Origin of the sequence: Nocardia mikamii NBRC 108933, from assembly GCF_001613505.1 — a bacterium.
Lineage (GTDB): Bacteria > Actinomycetota > Actinomycetes > Mycobacteriales > Mycobacteriaceae > Nocardia > Nocardia mikamii.
On record NZ_BDCM01000013.1, the window covers coordinates 128,398 to 144,085 of the forward strand.

Annotated in this window: 16 protein-coding genes and 1 tRNA gene; 7 read left to right on the top strand and 10 right to left on the bottom strand. The window is 69.0% G+C overall.

The window, feature by feature from the left end; translation table 11 throughout:
* Nucleotides 1-153: 153 nt before the first annotated feature.
* The gene (locus tag NMI01S_RS18665) at nucleotides 154-780 is read right to left on the bottom strand and encodes an ANTAR domain-containing response regulator (protein WP_036500534.1); all 627 of its coding nucleotides are present in this window, start codon (nucleotides 778-780) and stop codon (nucleotides 154-156) included.
* 196 nt (nucleotides 781-976) lie between these two features.
* On the opposite strand from NMI01S_RS18665, the gene NMI01S_RS18670 reads away from it, so the two are divergent.
* The 5 genes from NMI01S_RS18670 to NMI01S_RS18690 all read left to right on the top strand — a co-directional run bounded on the left by NMI01S_RS18670 (nucleotide 977) and on the right by NMI01S_RS18690 (nucleotide 4,197).
* Nucleotides 977-1,063 (top strand) — tRNA-Leu (locus NMI01S_RS18670).
* A gap of 443 nt (nucleotides 1,064-1,506) precedes the next feature.
* The gene (locus NMI01S_RS35940) at nucleotides 1,507-2,244 is read left to right on the top strand and encodes an LppP/LprE family lipoprotein (protein WP_062998960.1); all 738 of its coding nucleotides are present in this window, start codon (nucleotides 1,507-1,509) and stop codon (nucleotides 2,242-2,244) included.
* Nucleotides 2,245-2,326: 82 nt separating this feature from the next.
* Complete coding sequence (locus tag NMI01S_RS18680) at nucleotides 2,327-2,908, top strand: phenylacetaldoxime dehydratase family protein (RefSeq protein ID WP_062999795.1); 582 nt, start codon at nucleotides 2,327-2,329, stop codon at nucleotides 2,906-2,908.
* Between the two features lie 147 nt (nucleotides 2,909-3,055).
* Complete coding sequence (locus NMI01S_RS18685) at nucleotides 3,056-3,685, top strand: arsenate reductase/protein-tyrosine-phosphatase family protein (RefSeq protein ID WP_062998962.1); 630 nt, start codon at nucleotides 3,056-3,058, stop codon at nucleotides 3,683-3,685.
* Nucleotides 3,686-3,792: 107 nt separating this feature from the next.
* Entirely contained in the window at nucleotides 3,793-4,197 is a 405-nt protein-coding gene (locus tag NMI01S_RS18690; RefSeq protein WP_062998963.1) for a hypothetical protein, read from the top strand.
* Nucleotides 4,198-4,246: 49 nt separating this feature from the next.
* Here the strand turns inward: NMI01S_RS18690 and NMI01S_RS18695 are convergent, their stop codons facing one another.
* The 9 genes from NMI01S_RS18695 to NMI01S_RS18735 all read right to left on the bottom strand — a co-directional run bounded on the left by NMI01S_RS18695 (nucleotide 4,247) and on the right by NMI01S_RS18735 (nucleotide 14,239).
* Nucleotides 4,247-5,152 carry an acyl-CoA thioesterase gene (locus tag NMI01S_RS18695; RefSeq protein ID WP_062998965.1) on the bottom strand — a complete coding sequence of 302 codons (906 nt, stop codon included), beginning with the start codon at nucleotides 5,150-5,152 and terminating at the stop codon, nucleotides 4,247-4,249.
* 1 nt (nucleotide 5,153) lies between these two features.
* Entirely contained in the window at nucleotides 5,154-6,575 is a 1,422-nt protein-coding gene (gene pyk, locus NMI01S_RS18700) for a pyruvate kinase (protein ID WP_084513068.1), read from the bottom strand.
* Between the two features lie 103 nt (nucleotides 6,576-6,678).
* Entirely contained in the window at nucleotides 6,679-7,131 is a 453-nt protein-coding gene (locus NMI01S_RS36280; protein WP_062998966.1) for a TM2 domain-containing protein, read from the bottom strand.
* Between the two features lie 31 nt (nucleotides 7,132-7,162).
* Nucleotides 7,163-8,542: a prolipoprotein diacylglyceryl transferase gene (gene lgt / locus NMI01S_RS35950; RefSeq protein WP_062998968.1), complete on the bottom strand. Its 1,380-nt coding sequence runs from the start codon at nucleotides 8,540-8,542 to the stop codon at nucleotides 7,163-7,165.
* A gap of 50 nt (nucleotides 8,543-8,592) precedes the next feature.
* A complete protein-coding gene (gene trpA, locus NMI01S_RS18715) occupies nucleotides 8,593-9,384 on the bottom strand; it encodes a tryptophan synthase subunit alpha (RefSeq protein ID WP_062998969.1) in 792 nt (263 codons plus the stop codon).
* Nucleotides 9,381-10,655 (bottom strand): tryptophan synthase subunit beta, encoded by a 1,275-nt coding sequence (gene trpB / locus NMI01S_RS18720; protein WP_062998971.1) that lies wholly within the window; start codon nucleotides 10,653-10,655, stop codon nucleotides 9,381-9,383. Before trpB ends, trpA begins: the two co-directional genes overlap by 4 nt.
* The gene (trpC, locus tag NMI01S_RS18725; protein WP_030514633.1) at nucleotides 10,652-11,476 is read right to left on the bottom strand and encodes an indole-3-glycerol phosphate synthase TrpC; all 825 of its coding nucleotides are present in this window, start codon (nucleotides 11,474-11,476) and stop codon (nucleotides 10,652-10,654) included. Before trpC ends, trpB begins: the two co-directional genes overlap by 4 nt.
* A gap of 151 nt (nucleotides 11,477-11,627) precedes the next feature.
* Nucleotides 11,628-12,467, bottom strand: coding sequence for a Trp biosynthesis-associated membrane protein (locus tag NMI01S_RS18730; RefSeq protein ID WP_084513121.1), 840 nt, complete (start codon nucleotides 12,465-12,467; stop codon nucleotides 11,628-11,630).
* A 194-nt stretch (nucleotides 12,468-12,661) separates the two neighbouring features.
* Nucleotides 12,662-14,239, bottom strand: a complete 1,578-nt coding sequence (locus NMI01S_RS18735) for an anthranilate synthase component I (RefSeq protein WP_439956286.1) — start codon at nucleotides 14,237-14,239, stop codon at nucleotides 12,662-12,664.
* Between the two features lie 98 nt (nucleotides 14,240-14,337).
* Between NMI01S_RS18735 and NMI01S_RS18740 the strand changes: the two genes are divergently transcribed.
* Complete coding sequence (locus NMI01S_RS18740) at nucleotides 14,338-14,814, top strand: peroxiredoxin (protein WP_039777555.1); 477 nt, start codon at nucleotides 14,338-14,340, stop codon at nucleotides 14,812-14,814.
* Between the two features lie 127 nt (nucleotides 14,815-14,941).
* Entirely contained in the window at nucleotides 14,942-15,538 is a 597-nt protein-coding gene (locus NMI01S_RS18745) for a hypothetical protein (RefSeq protein WP_062998973.1), read from the top strand.
* Nucleotides 15,539-15,688 lie beyond the last annotated feature (150 nt).

Below are 15,688 nucleotides of genomic sequence, written 5' to 3' on the forward strand. Positions count from 1 at the left end.
GACCGGCATGTGTCGCGTTCGAATTCGCGCACGCGGATCCAGCTGCCCGCTGTCACACAGGCCACACCCGCCCCACCGGACCGGCAGCTGCCACGCCCGCGACGCTCGACCGTCGCGGCCGGCAGACGATGCGCGGCCGGCCACGAGCGGCGATCAGGACTTCGGCGCGAGATTGTCCAGGACGACCTCCGCGACCGCCTTCATGGTGGTGCGGCGATCCATCGCGGTGCGCTGGATCCACTTGAACGCCTGCGGTTCCGACAGCCCCTGCGTCTGCATCAGCACGCCCTTCGCGCGCTCGACCAGTTTGCGGGTCTCCAGGCGGTCGGAGAGGTTCGCGACCTCCTGTTCCAGCGCCGAGATCTCGTGAAAACGGCTGGCCGCCAACTCGATCGCGGGCACCAGATCCGATTTCGTGAACGGCTTCACCAGATAGGCCATCGCGCCCGCGTCGCGCGCCCGCTCCACCAGGTCGCGCTGGCTGAACGCGGTCAGAATCACCACGGGCGCAACGCGTTTGGAGGCGATTTCACCGGCGGCATCGATACCGTCACGCCGCGGCATCTTCACGTCCATGATGACCAGATCGGGGCGCAGTTCCACGGCCAGGTCGACCGCCTGCTGGCCGTCGCCGGCCTCACCCACCACCTGGTAGCCCTCCTCGGAGAGCATCTCCACAAGGTCCATCCGGATGAGCGCCTCGTCCTCGGCCACCACGACACGCTTCGCGGCAGCCGGCGCGTCCTGCTTCGCGCCCGCGCCCCCTGCATTCGTTCCCATAGACAGACCCCTCGATATTCCGATGCCGACACCCGATGTGCGCCTCCGGTCCCACCCTGTCACCGGCCACGCACGCCGAGTGTCCTAAAGCGTACCGTTCAACGTCGCTCACAACCCATCTACCCAGCGGGAACCCGCCCGCGTGGGACCGATTCGGTAACCTGGGCACCCACCGGCTATCATTTCCTCCCGGTGCGCCGAGTTGGCGGAACTGGCAGACGCGACGGTCTCAAAAACCGTTGTCCTCACGGACGTGTGGGTTCGAGTCCCACACTCGGCACCATGACGAGCAGTGCTCACGACGGGCAGTCGGCGAGGCGGCTACGTTCGAAGACCATGCGGCACACCGCCTTCGAGGTCGAACCCCATATATCGGGTACTGCGATGCAACGCCGCTGTCTGCGGCAGCTCAGGCAATCCACGATGCTGCGGAACGCATCGTGACCGGTTCATGGTGATGGGAAACCCCCTCGTCGGGGCCTGAAATCCCCGAACGCGACCGCCGGCGCGAGGTGGATGCGAATCCGGCCCGCGTTCAAGCCCCCTGATCCGGCGCGCGGCGCGAACCGTCCCGGCCGGGTCGGCCGCCGGAAGCCTTGCCCGCCACCACGTTCGCTCCTGCCGTCACGCCGGTAACAAGATCATAACCGCGTTAACGGCCGAGGCGGCGATCACCGAGTTGTAGTAGCCGGGTCGAACCGCGACCGCGGCGAAAGGAGATCCACCGTGGCGTCTCGCACGATCTTTGCCCTGTTCGCCTGCGCTGTGGCGCTGTCGGCCACCGCCTGTTCCGCCGCACAGTCCGGCGACCGCGCCGCCGCCACATCCGCGCCCGTCAGCTCCGGCACGACCCGATCAGCGCCACGGCCGGACACGCAAGCATCTGCCCCCACGCCCGCGCCCGGCGATGCCGCCGCGACACAGCACCCGCAGCCGTCCGCGCCACAACCCGGCACCGACCCGCACCCCGATTCGCAGCCCGGTGCAGAGGCCGGGCCCACCGCCGCGCCGGCCCCGACCGCCGCACCGGCGCCCTCCGACAGCCCGGCCGGCCACGGCTACTGCCTCGACATCAACTCCGCTGTCGTCGCCGACGCATTCGCCACCCTCGGCACCGCGCCCGGTGGAGAGCCGTGGCAGCCGCAGGCGGGCACCGACGCCACCACCGGCCACTGCCCGGCACTGATGTGGATGACCGCGCAGACCCCGCGGGGAACCGTCTCCTCACCGGAACACGTGTTGTTCTTCCACGACGGCACCTACCTCGGCACCGCGACCGCCCGCCCCACCGCCTTCACCGCCGTCACCGGGTCGACCGACACCTCGGTCTCGGTGGAGTACCGGTGGATAGCAGGCGACGAACCCAACTGCTGCGCCGCCGGTGGGCCCGTCACCGTCACCTACACCTGGAACGGATCGGCCGTCGTCCCGGACCGGGAACTGCCTTCACAGGTGACCGGCTAGCCGATCGAACCGAACGCCGGTACAGCGCGTGAATACGCGTAGGGTGGGGGCACACGACCCCTGGCAGGAAGAGGTCGCGCGTATGCGGGTGAATCGGCTCACCGCGGATCTTTCGGGATATCCCGATCTGGTGGTGATCTATCTGGGGATGCGGGTGCGGACCCCGCGGGGGGTGCTGCGTCTGCTCGGCCTCGGGCCGAAACTGTATCGCTCCCATCATGATCGGCCCGACGGGCTGCTGCGGCACGAGGACATCATCTGGTCGCTGTTCCCGCCGCACTGGGGCGCCCGCCAATACTGGCGTGACCTGGACAGCCTGGAACGCTGGACCCGTTCCCAGCCGCACCGCGACTGGTGGCAGCGGTTTCTGCGTGACTCCGGCGGCACCGGGTTCTGGCACGAGGCCTACTTCCTGCGCGGGGGCATCGACACCATGTACGACGATATGACCACGCCCACCGGCCTGGGCGCGTTCGCTCCGACCCGGTCCATGCGCGGACGGCTGTTCAGCGCGCGCGGCCGGGCCCAGGACAACGCCGCCCGCGCCGGCGCGGACAGCGCTCATCTCGGTGCGGAGCCGACGGTCGCGCCCGTGGTCGAGGAAGCCTCCTACTATCGAAACGCTTCCGGCGCCGACGGTTCCGACACGGACCGGCAGCCGTAGCGCCACACCCTTCACCCAGTCGGTCAGCGAAAATTCGGCAAACGGTCGAACGCGACGCGCTACCGGCAGCTGAACATCGCGTGAAATCAGCGGTTTTCGGCCGTCTCCGGCTTCTGCCGGTGGCCGCGGCCACCTACCGTAGCAGTTATGCACGTCCTGTTCGTCTGCTCCGGCAACGTCTGCCGCTCGGTGATCGCCGAACGTCTGACCCGCGCCGTCGCCGCCGAACACGGTCTCGACGACCTGACCGCCGAGAGCGCCGGCACCCGCGCACTCGTCGGCTTCGGCGTCGATCCCCTTGCGGCACAGATCATCACGGGCCTCGGCGGCGATCCTGGCAACTTTTCAGCACGCAAGGTGAGGCCGGAGATGGTCACGCGCGCGGATCTCGTGCTCGCGATGACCGAGCAGATCCGCGACCACATCATCGACCTGGTTCCGAATGCCCGGCCCCGGACCTTCACGCTGCTCGAGGCCTATCGGGTGGCGAAGGTCTCCGGTGCTCGCACGATCGCCCACATCGACAGTGCCCGAAACGATCTCGCACTGGTGGGCCGGGAGAACATCCCCGACCCGGTCGGGCTGTCTAGCGAAAAGTACTGTGCCGTCGGCGATCGGATCGCCGAGACGCTGGTCCCACTGCTGCTCGCGCTGCACGCCCATCGCGACGCGGGGCGCACGACGTCCGGCCGGCCCCGGTTGGTCCTGCTGCCCGGCGGGCGCATCGAGACCCCGCCGTGGGGTATCGAGCCCGTGCGAATCGGCCGTCACGCCTGAACAATCCGGCGCCGGGCATGCCGCTCTCCCGCGGATCGGGATCCGGGGTTAGACTCCCCGCGGAAACTGCCGACGCCGATGGTTCGACACCGGAACAGGACACAGACATGCCGAAACGAATTTCGGATGTTTCACTCCATGTTTACGTCACACCGGAAACGCTCGACCGCGTCGTGCACACCGTGCGCTGCGTGGTCGACGACCACCTCGCCGAGCACGATGTTTTCGCCTGGCGCTTCACCCTGCCCGTCGACGCCGATCAGCCCGATCACACGGTGCTGGAGACGCAGTGGCGCCTGGAACACCCCCACCGCGACCCCGGCTCGCGGCGCACCTACGAGATAGCGCTCAGCCTGGTGGGCGATCCCGATCAGCTGACCGAATCCGGCCTGGCCGCACTCGAGCACCGACTGGTCCTCGGGATCGCCACCACCGCCGACGCCGTCCCGTACACGATTTCCGCTCTCCATCGCGACAGCTACGACTTCGACGAGAACCGCGAGCGCCTCTGACCGGCGCCGCCGGACAACAGCCCCCGACCGGCGCCGCCGGACAACAGCGCTACTTGCGTGACGGGAAGTGCCGGATCACGCCTTCCTGGACGACGGTGGCCAGCAGCTCACCGGCCCGTGAGTAGAAGTGACCGGTGGCCAGACCGCGCGAACCGGCGGCCACCGGTGACTGCGTCGCGTACAGGGCCCAGTCGTCGAAGCGGAACGGACGGTGGAACCAGATCGAGTGGTTCACCGTCGCGGCCACGATCCGGTCGTGCCCCCACGACAACCCGTGCGTGGTGATGATCGAATCCAGCACCGTGGTGTCGGACGAATACCCCAGCGTCGCAACGTGGATCAGCGGATCGTCGGGCAGTTCGCCGTCGGCCTTCATCCACACGCGGTTGTGGTTGAGGGTGCCGCCGGTGCCCTTGAGGATCCACGCCGGATCGTTGGTGTAGCGCATATCGATCGGATGCGGCGCCTGCACGAACATCTGCAGTTTGTCCTCGAACCCGGAGAAGGACTCCTCCACCCGGGGCAGCCCGTCCGGATCGGGCACCTGCGGCTGCGGGCTGGCGTGTTCCAGGCCCTTGGCCCAGTCCTGGAACGCCGCCAGCATCACGAACAGTTCCTGATCGCCCTGATACGCCGTCACCGTGCGGTTGGCGAAGGCACGCCCGTCACGATGGCGTTCGACCCGGTATTCGATCGGTTTGCGTACATCCCCACCGCGCACGAAATGCGCGTTGACCGCGTGCACCGGGCGTCCCGGCCCGACCGTGCGACCGGCCGCGATGATCGCCTGCGCCACCAGCTGGCCGCCGAAGGTGCGACTCCACACCTTCTCCGGATGGTGACCGAGAAAGACGTCCTCGCCGATCTCCTCGAGTTCGAGCAGGCCGAGCAGGACGGCGAGATCGCCCCCGCTCTCGCGGCCGGTACCGACCGATTCGCCCAGTGATGCACTCACCTCAGTGGTCCTCCTCGCCGATGCGATGCACGTGGATCAGGTTCGTGGACCCGACGGTTCCCGGCGGGGAACCGGCCACGATCACCACGAGATCGCCCTTGGCGTAGCGATTCAGCGACAGCAGTTCCTTGTCGACCTGGCCGATCATCTCGTCGGTGGTACCGACCGGCGGGACGATGAAGGTTTCCACACCCCAGGTCAGCGCCAGCTGACTGCGCACCTCCGGCAGCGGGGTGAACGCCAGCAGCGGCAGCGTGGTGTGCAGGCGAGCCAGCCGGCGCACGGTGTCGCCGGACTGGGTGAACGCCACCAGCGCCTTGGCGTTGAGCCGCTCGCCGATATCGCGGGCCGCATAGGAGATCACACCGCGCTTGGTGCGCGGGACGTGGGTCAGCGGCGGCACCCGGGTCGAGGATTCGGATTCCACGGCGTGCACGATGCGCGCCATCGTCCGCACCGTTTCGATCGGATACTGGCCGACCGAGGTCTCACCGGAGAGCATGACCGCGTCGGCGCCGTCGAGCACGGCGTTGGCGACATCGGAGGCCTCGGCGCGGGTCGGTCGGGAGTTGCCGATCATCGACTCCAGCATCTGGGTGGCCACGATGACGGGTTTCGCGTTCTCCCTTGCCATCTGGATCGACCGCTTCTGCACCAGCGGCACCTGCTCGAGCGGCAGTTCGACGCCGAGGTCGCCACGGGCCACCATGATCGCGTCGAACGCGAGCACGATCGCCTCGAGATTGTCGATGGCTTCGGGCTTTTCGAGTTTGCCGATCACCGGAACCCGGCGGCCGACGCGATCCATGATGTCGTGGACCAGCTCGACGTCCGACGGCGACCGCACGAACGACAGGGCGATGAAGTCCACGCCGAGCCGCAGGGCGAATTCCAGATCCTCGATGTCCTTGTCGGACAACGCCGGAACGGAAACGTCCATACCCGGCAGCGAGACGCCCTTGTTGTTGGAGACCGGACCGCCCTCGGTCACGCGGCACACCACGTCGTTGCCCTCGACGCGGACCACGGTCAGCCCGACCTTGCCGTCGTCGACGAGCAGCCGGTCACCGGCCTTGGCGTCCTCGGATAGTTGTTTGTAGGTGGTGGAGACGCGATCGTGGGTGCCTTCCACGTCGTCTACCGTGATCCGCACCTCCTCGCCCGTCGCCCACACGGTGCGGCCGTCGATGAATCGGCCCAAGCGGATCTTCGGTCCCTGCAGGTCGGCGAGAATGCCGACCGCACGGCCCATCTGCTCGGCGGCGTGCCGCACCTTGTGATAGTTCTCGGCGTGATCGGCGTGTTCTCCGTGACTGAAATTCAACCGGGCCACGTCCATGCCGCTGTCGACAAGTTCACGGATCCGGTCCTCGGTGGCGGTGGCCGGTCCGAGGGTGCACACAATCTTTGTCCGTCGCATCACGAACCGAGCCTAGTCCTGCCGCCGCAGTGGCGCTGATCGGCACACCCGCCACTGTCAATCGACGAAAATATGACGCACATCACATATTCACCCGGCATGGTCGTCACTCCTGCAGGGGACGGTTGTACGGATCGCGGACTTTGCCGGTGAGGATCAGAATCGCGTCGATGAACGGCCAGATGCCGCCCAGACCGCAGGTGAACAGCGTGACCAGCAGCTGGGCGACGCCGATGCCGGTGTAGCCGAGGTAGAACCGGCCGATCCCGAGGCCGCCGACGAACAGTTGCAGCAGCCCGGCGGTGAGCTTCGATTTGTCCGAGAACGGTTCGCCGTACATGTTGCGCCCGTAGGGCGCCTCCGGATCCATGCCGTAGGGCGCGGGTGGGTAGCCGGGGGCGGGAGCGTAGGGCTGGGCGTAGGGGTCGGCGGGCTGGCCGTAGGGCTGGCTGTAGCCGTAGGGCCCAGATGGGCCGTAGCCGCCCGGATTCCCCGGTCCGGTACCCGGGGCACCGTATTGCGGGCCGTAGCCGGGCTGCGGCTGATAGGGGTCGGTCACGAAGTCCTCCTGGTTCGAGCGGTCCGCCCGCTCAGCTCTTGTCCGCTTTCTTCCGGCCCGGCTTACCCGACTTACCTTCGGCCCGCCGCTCGCTGTTCCCGGCGCTGGTGGCACCGGCCGCATCCTTGTCATCGGTGAGCGGATCCAGTTCGTTGCCGCTCGCCGCCGAATCGGAGAGGCCGGCGGTGGACTCGTCCGATTCGCCGGATCCAGGGCCCGCGGCGGGTTCGGACTCGGTGGATTCTCCCGGCTTCGCCGACGCTTCCTCCGGCTTCGCCGACGAGGACTCCTTTTCGGACCCCGCGGCACCCTCGTCGGTCTTCCCGGCCTCGGACACGTCGTCCGCCTTGCCGGCCGGGCTCACTTCGTCCGCGGGTTTCGCGGCTTCGCCGGACTCGGCGCCGTCGGCCGATTCGTCGGCCGTGACCGCCGCGCCGCTCTCGGCCGCGGCGGCCTGCTGTCCGGCGGCGCCGTGCCGGCGCAGGGCGCCGATCTGCCAGGGCCAGGGACGCTCGCCGCCGGCGGCGAGCTGGGCGGCGGTTTCGCGGCCCTTGGTGGCGAGGGCGAAATACGCCAGGGCACACAGGAATACGATCGCCGAGGTGTAGGAGTTCACCCGGATGCCGAAGATGTGGGTGGCCTCGTCGTCGCGCAGCAGTTCGACCCAGAAGCGGCCGAAGGTGTAGATCGCCACGTACAGCGCGAACAGGCGGCCGTGGCCGATCCGCCAGCGTTTGTCGACCATCACCAGCACCAGGACGCCGAGCAGATTCCAGATCAGCTCGTAGAGGAAGGTCGGCTGCACGACCTTCTCCACCACGCCGGTGGAGACGCCGTTCATCATGTCCAGCTGTCCGTCGGAGTCGAACCGCAGATAGATCTCGAGGCCCCAGGGCAGATCGGTCTTGCGGCCGTAGAGTTCCTGATTGAAGTAGTTGCCGAGGCGGCCGACGGCCTGGGCGAGCAGAATCGCCGGGGCGATGGCATCACCGAAGGCGGGCAACGGAATTCGATACACCCGGCAGCCGATCCAGGCGCCGACGCCGCCGAGCAGCACCGCACCCCAGATACCGAGACCGCCCTCCCAGATCTTCAGCGCGTTGATCGGGTGCCCGCCGGCACCGAAATACTTCTCCCAGTCGGTGGCCACGTGATAGAGCCGGCCGCCGACGAGTCCGAACGGCACCGCGAACATCGCCACGTCGAGCACCTTGCCCTGCTCGCCGCCGCGCTCGCGCCAGCGCCGCTCACCCCACCAGATCGCGACGATGATGCCGATGATGATGCAGATCGCATAGGCACGCAGCGGGAACGGCCCCACATCCCATACGCCTCGCGGCGGACTGGGAATATAGGCCAGTACCGCCCCACCGTGCACATCGACGCCGTCTGCCAGGACTGGAAAAGTCACGGGCCCCACCGTAACGGAGGGTGCGCCCGCCGCCCAGTTCGCGTCGGCGATCAGCTGGTGACGGTCGCCGAACGCACGCCCTCGGCCAGCTCCGCGGTGAGTGTCCGGACCTGGTCCAGACCCTGGCCCGCAGCCGTCACCAGCGCCGAGCCGACGATGACTCCGTCGGCATAGGAAGCGATTTCGGCCGCCTGCGCACCGCTGCGCACGCCCAGGCCGACACCGACCGGGATATCGGAGTGAGCACGCACCCGCGCGCACAGTTCCGGGGCCGCCGAGGACACCGCGTCGCGGGCGCCGGTGACGCCCATGGTGGACGCGGCGTAGAGGAATCCGCTACTGGCCTCGATGGTCTTGACCAGACGCTCCTCGGTGGAGGACGGGGCGACGAGGAAGATGCGGTCCAGATCGTGGGCGCGGGAGGCATCGAACCACTCGCCCGCCTCCTCGGGAATGAGATTGGGGGTGATCAGCCCGAGCCCGCCGGCCGCGGCCAGATCGCGGGCGAAACGGTCGACGCCGTACTGCAGCACCGGGTTCCAGTAGGTCATCACCACGGCGTTGCCCCCGGCGGCGGTGATCGCCTCGACGACACTGAAGACGTCGCGCACACGCACCCCGCCGCGCAGGGCCTGCTCGGTGGCGGCCTGGATGGTGGGGCCGTCCATCACCGGATCGGAATAGGCGATACCGACTTCGATGATGTCGCAACCGGATTCGACCATCGCGGTGCACACGTCGATGGATCCGGCCAGGTCCGGGTAGCCCGCGGGCAGATATCCGATCAGCGCGGCGCGGCCCTCGCCGCGGCTGGCCGCGAAGGTCGATTCCAGACGGCTCACGAGCGATTCTCCTCCGGGGCGGCGGCGTCGTCGAACAGGCCGAACCAGCGCGCCGCGGTATCCATGTCCTTGTCGCCACGTCCGGACAGATTCACCAGAATGATTGCGCCCGAACCCAATTCCCGGCCCAGCTGCAACGCGCCCGCCACCGCGTGCGCCGATTCGATGGCCGGGATGATGCCCTCGGTGCGCGAGAGCAGCAGCAGCGCGTCCATCGCCTCGACATCGGTGATCGGCCGGTACTCGGCGCGGCCGATGTCCTTCAGGTAGGCGTGTTCGGGTCCGACGCCGGGATAGTCCAGACCGGCCGAGATGGAATGCGATTCGATGGTCTGGCCGTCCTCGTCCTGCAGCAGGTACGAGTAGGCGCCCTGGAAAGCGCCCGGCCGCCCGCCGGCGAAAGTGGCTGCGTGCCTGCCGGTATCGACACCGTCACCGGCCGCCTCGTAGCCGATCAGCCGCACGCCCTCGTCGTCGAGGAACGGGTGGAAGATGCCGATCGCATTCGATCCACCGCCCACGCACGCCACCACCGCGTCGGGAAGACGCCCGGTCTGCGTCTGCACCTGCACCCGCGCCTCCAGGCCGACGATGCGCTGGAAATCACGCACCATCAGCGGGAACGGATGCGGGCCGGCCGCGGTGCCGAAGCAGTAGTAGGTTTCCGAGGCATTGGTGACCCAATCGCGCAGCGCCTCGTTGATCGCGTCCTTCAACGTCTGCGAGCCGGTGGTCACCGACACCACCTCGGCCCCCAGCAGCCGCATCCGCGCGACGTTGAGCGCCTGACGCGCGGTGTCGACCGCGCCCATGTAGATCACGCATTCGAGGCCGAGCAGCGCACACGCGGTGGCGGTCGCGACGCCGTGCTGACCGGCGCCGGTCTCGGCGATGACGCGCGTCTTGCCCATCCGCTGGGCGAGCAGCGCCTGGCCCAGCACATTGTTGATCTTGTGCGAACCGGTGTGGTTCAGATCCTCGCGCTTGAGCAGGATGCGGGCGCCGCCGGCGTGCTCGGAGAGCCGCCTGCATTCGAAGACCGGCGAGGGCCGGCCCGCGTAATCGCGTTGCAGCCGGTCGAGTTCGGCCAGGAAATCGGGATCCAGGCGTGACTTGTCGTATTCGGCGGAGACCTCCTCGATCACCGCCATCAGCGCCTCGGGCACGTGCCGGCCGCCGTAGACGCCGAAGTGGCCACCGGTATCCGGTTCGTGGCTGCGATGGGTGACACCCTCGCTGGCCTGGGGCAGCTGCTCGTGCACGCCGGTCATCGGGTGACACCCCGCCGCAACGGACGCGGGCACGACGGATGGGTGCCGGCGGTCACCAGCTCGGAGACGGCCGCACGCGGATCACCGCTGGTCACGAGGCTCTCGCCGACCAGCACCGCATCGGCGCCGGCCCCGGCGTAGGCGAGCAGATCGGCGGTGCCGCTGACACCGGACTCGGCGACCCGGATGACCTCGGTGGGTAGTCCGGGCGCGATGCGGGCGAAGACGTCACGATCGACCTCGAGGGTCTTCAGGTTGCGGGCGTTCACGCCGATGACCGAGGCGCCGGCGGTCAGTGCGCGGTCGGCCTCCTCCTCGGTGTGCACCTCGACCAGCGCGGTCATACCCAGCGATTCGGTGCGATCGATGAGCGAGGCCAGCACGTCCTGTTCCAGGGCGGCCACGATCAGCAGGATCACATCGGCGCCGTGCGCCCGGGCCTCGTGGATCTGGTACGGGCCGACGACGAAATCCTTGCGCAGGATCGGCACGTCGACGACCGCGCGGACGGCGTCCAGATCGTCGAGCGAGCCGTGGAAGCGGCGGCCCTCGGTGAGCACGCTGATGATGCGCGCGCCACCGTCCTCGTAGGACTTCGCCAGGCTGGCCGGATCCGGGATGTCGGCGAGCTCACCCTTCGAGGGGCTGGCGCGCTTGACCTCGGCGATGACTCCGATCCCGTCCGCGTGCAGTGCGGCGAGCGCATCGCGCGGCGAGGGGGCCGCCGCGGCGGCCTTCTTGACGGCCTGGAAATCCAGGAGGGCTTCCCGAGCGGCCACATCCGCGCGGACCCCGTCGAGAATCGAGTCGAGTACCGTCATCTGGCTCGAATCCTTTCTGGGGAGACGGACTTGCTACCTGAGAATCCCCCCAGGTGCTGTCTCACCGATGCTGATAAAGAGTAAATGGAGGTGTTCACCGAGCCGACGGCGGGGTGTGACGCCTGCCGCCCGGCGCGCCGTGATAAAGCGCTCATCGGCCCGCCTCGTCGTCGGTCGGGTCGGCGCCGGCGTCGAGCGCGTCCCACAGCACGCGCTGCGAGAGTTCGCCCGACTCCGGCTCCGGGGTGTGCGGAGGTGACGTCGGCGTCGCCGGCCGCGCCGCGCCGGCGGCCCGCGCGGCCGACTCCGTCTCACCCGCGCGGCGCAGTTCGGCGACCTGTTCGGCGGCGGCGGCCCGGCGGAAGACCGGGTTGTCGTACTTACCCGACATGCGGGCCGTCGTTTCGGGCATGCGGGCCAGCAGCACTCCGGCGGCGAAGGCCGCGACCGCACCGACGACGCTGAGGGCGGCCGGGAAGGTGGCCGCCGTGGCCGCGTCGACATGCGCGCGGGCGGGCAGTTCGGCGAGCCGGGCGGCTCGTTCGGCGAGCTTGCCGTGCTGGGTAAGCAGGGCCAGGCCGGGCACCGCGGCGACCGCGGCGACCAGCGCCACCACGACGCCGATCAGCCGGCGCAGCCAGCCCTTGGTGGCGAACACGGCCGCGATCGAGGCCAGCAGCACCAGCGCCAGCGGCGTCAGCGCCCCGAACCAGAGACCGCCGTCGAGATGCCGGGTGCGCGGTTCGGTCAGGCCGTCGGAGGACCGCAGCGTCACCCAGGTCATGCGCGAGGAACCCCACAGCGCGGCCGCGCCGACCGCGAGCAGCAGGACCGGCAGCACGGGGCGGGCGCGTTTCGGTGTCGTGTCCTCGCTGTTATCCGGCTCAGGAACGTAGCGGTCGGGGTCACCGTCGCCGGACCGCGGGGCGGCCTGGGTGTCGCGCAGCACCGCCGGCGCGGGAGCGTCGGACGCGATCGCGTCTTCGTCCATGGCTTCGCTCCCCGTTCGGGAACGGATCGGATCACTGCCGACGCCCGGTGGAACCGGCGCGCGATCGGCGGCGGAGCTGTCGGCATCGGACCGCGGGCGCGCCGCGGTGGACGACGTGCCGTTCGCGCCCGGCGCGGACGTGTCTTCCGGCTGGCCCGGTGAATGTCGTCGGGCTGGTTCGGATTCCGGGTTGCTCATAGCAGGGTGCCGTCGGGTTCGGGGGTGAAGGTACGCACGGTGCGCGCGGCGGCGACGGCCTTCAGGACCGCCATCGCCTTGTTGCGCGACTCCTCGTCCTCGTATTCGGGCTGGGAGTCGGCGACGATGCCGGCACCGGCCTGCACATAGGCGACGCCGTCCTTGAGCAGCGCGGTGCGGATCGCGATCGCGGTATCGGCGTCGCCTGCGAAGTCGAGGTAGCCGACGACCCCTGCGTACACGCCGCGGCGGGTGGGCTCGTTCTCCTCGATCAACTCCATGGCCCGCACCTTCGGCGCACCGGAGAGGGTGCCGGCCGGGAAGCAGGCGCGCACGGCGTCGAGGGCGATGCGCCCGGCCGCCAGCCGGCCGGTGACCGTGGACACCAGATGCATCACGTGGCTGTAGCGCTCGATGTGGCGGTATTCGGTGACGCGCACGGTGCCCGGTTCACACACCCGGCCCAGGTCGTTGCGCCCCAGGTCGACGAGCATGAGGTGTTCGGCGTTCTCCTTCTCGTCGGAGAGCAGATCCTTCTCGAGCAGCACGTCGTCCTCCTCGGTGGCGCCGCGCCACCGGGTGCCGGCGATCGGATGCGTCGTCGCCACACCGTCTTTCACCGTCACCAGCGATTCCGGACTCGAGCCGACGATGGAGAACGCGGTGCCGCCCGCGCCGTCGGGAATGTGCATCAGATACATGTACGGGCTCGGATTCGAGGCGCGCAGCATCCGGTACACATCGCGCGGTTCGCCGTCGAAGTCCATTTCGAACCGCTGCGACAACACCACCTGGAACGCCTCGCCGGCCTCGATCTCGCCGACCAGCCGCCGCACGCCCGCGCCGAAGTCCTCGCTGGTACGGCGGCGGATGTAGTCCGGCTCGGGACGGTCGAAGACGGAGACGGTCGATTCGGCGGGCGCGGCCAGCGCCGCGGTCATCCGGTCGAGCCGGGCGACGGCGTCGTCGTAGGCCTCGTCGACGCGTTCGTCGGTGCCGTTCCAGTTCACCGCGTTGGCGATCAGGGTGATCGCGCCCTCGTGATGGTCGAAGGCGGCCAGATCCGCCGCGAGCAGCAGCACCATCTCCGGAACCCGCAGATCGTCGGTGGTCAGCTCCGGCAGCCGCTCGATGCGGCGCACGATGTCGTAGCCCAGATAGCCGACCAGGCCGCCGGTCAGCGGCGGCAGGCCGGGCAGGCGCTCGGTGCGCAGCAGTTCCAGGGTGTCGTGCAGCGCCTCCAGCGGATCACCACCGGCCGGCGCGTCGGCGGGTGTGGCGCCCAGCCACGCCGCCTGACCGTCGACGACCGTCAGCGCGGTGGGGCTACCGGCGCCGATGAACGACCACCGCGACCAGGAACGACCGTTCTCGGCCGACTCCAGCAGGAAGGTGCCCGGCCGGTCCGCGGCCAGCTTCCGGTAGGCGGACAACGGGGTCTCCGAATCCGCCAGCACCTTGCGCGTCACCGGCACCACGCGGTGCGCGGCCGCCAGCACGCGGAACTGGTCCCGGGTGGTGGTGGTTGCGGTTTCCGGACGGTCGAATGCGGCGCCGTGCATATCGCTCATCATTCCAGTCGGCCGCAACCGAGATTCCCGGGCCCCGCCGCGGCCCCCACGCGGTCCGCGACGGGTACCGGGCAACGGTGCCGACCGGTACCCTCGCGATTGTGAAAAAAGGCCAGCGCGCACCCGGGTTCGAACTTCCCGACCAGACCGGCACCGTCCGGTCGCTCGATTCGTTGCTGGCCGACGGACCGCTGACGCTGTTCTTCTTCCCCGCCGCCAACACTCCCGTGTGCACCGCGGAGGCCTGCCACTTCCGTGATCTGACAAGCGAATTCGCGGCCCTGGGCGCCAGTTGCGCGGGAATCAGTACCGATTCGGTCGACACCCAGGCCGGTTTCGCACAGTCGCAGACCCTCGGCTATCCGCTGCTGTCCGATCGCGACGGTGCGGTGGCGGAACGGTTCGGCGTCAAACGTTCCGGAGCGATCGGCGGTCTGCTCGGCAACTTCCTGCCGGTGAAGCGGCAGACCTTCGTGATCGACACCGACCGTACGGTCCTCGCGGTGATCTCCGGTGAGCTGCGCGCCAACGTCCACGCCGACGCCGCGCTGGCCGCCCTGCGCGAGCACCGGTCCTGAATCGCCCGGACGCATCCCGGGTCATCCGCGCGTGCCCACCACTCGTCCGCTGGTGAGAGCGCATTGACGACCTGACACGGCACGATTCTCCCGGCGTAGGCGCGCCCCTCGCGCATACGCTGGATTCATGACATCGACGAGCTCCCTCACGAACTCCGGGACCAAACCCCGAGCCACCGTGTGGCGGAATCGAGCCCTCGGCCTGCTCGCGGTCATCATCGTGCTGGTCGTCGCCTATTTCGTGCTGTCGGCCTTCATTCCGCGCTGGTGGGCGCAGCGGATCGCCGGCATGTCCGGGCACGGCAGCTTCGCCCAGGGCATCTGGTCGGGCTTGGGGGTCGGCTTCCTGTGCACGCTGATCCCCCTGCTGCTTCTGCTGGGCGCGGTGCGGGTGTGGCGCACCCGGGCCGGCAAATTCGCCGCCGGCGCCGCGGCGGTGCTGGCGTTGATCGTGGCGCTGCCCAATCTGATGACGCTGACCATCGTGCTGGGCGGCAACAGCGCCGCACACGCCGGGGAACGCGTCCTCGACGTGGATGCGCCCGGCTTCCGCGGCGCCTCGCTGGTCGGCGCCATCGTGGCGGCGGCGATCTTCGTGATCCTGCTCGTGCTACTGCTACGCAAACAGTGGCGGGCGCGTTCGGCCCGCCGCGCCGAAGCCGGCGTGGTCACCGCACCCGACACCGCTAACGCCACGCGTCCACCAGGCGATATCAAGGAGTGAACCCGACAGCGTCGCGATCGCGCCCCGGCGTGATAGCTGTCACGTCATCAGCAACCGGGCTGACCAGCGAGCGAAGTCGTGGCAAACTTGTTGGTCGCGAGTGACGGTGAACTGCGATTTACGTCACTGGGCTGCAAGAGAGGGCGCGAA

What these genes read in the sequence shown, in the direction of transcription:
- NMI01S_RS18680 (WP_062999795.1), top strand. Translation starts at nt 2,327, where the DNA reads ATGCGGGTGAATCGGCTCACCGCGGATCTTTCGGGATATCCCGATCTG.
- NMI01S_RS18730 (WP_084513121.1), bottom strand. Translation starts at nt 12,467, where the DNA reads ATGGACGAAGACGCGATCGCGTCCGACGCTCCCGCGCCGGCGGTGCTG.
- trpC (WP_030514633.1), bottom strand. Translation starts at nt 11,476, where the DNA reads ATGACGGTACTCGACTCGATTCTCGACGGGGTCCGCGCGGATGTGGCC.
- trpB (WP_062998971.1), bottom strand. Translation starts at nt 10,655, where the DNA reads ATGACCGGCGTGCACGAGCAGCTGCCCCAGGCCAGCGAGGGTGTCACC.
- NMI01S_RS18685 (WP_062998962.1), top strand. Translation starts at nt 3,056, where the DNA reads ATGCACGTCCTGTTCGTCTGCTCCGGCAACGTCTGCCGCTCGGTGATC.
- NMI01S_RS18665 (WP_036500534.1), bottom strand. Translation starts at nt 780, where the DNA reads ATGGGAACGAATGCAGGGGGCGCGGGCGCGAAGCAGGACGCGCCGGCT.
- NMI01S_RS18690 (WP_062998963.1), top strand. Translation starts at nt 3,793, where the DNA reads ATGCCGAAACGAATTTCGGATGTTTCACTCCATGTTTACGTCACACCG.
- NMI01S_RS18745 (WP_062998973.1), top strand. Translation starts at nt 14,942, where the DNA reads ATGACATCGACGAGCTCCCTCACGAACTCCGGGACCAAACCCCGAGCC.
- NMI01S_RS18735 (WP_439956286.1), bottom strand. Translation starts at nt 14,239, where the DNA reads ATGATGAGCGATATGCACGGCGCCGCATTCGACCGTCCGGAAACCGCA.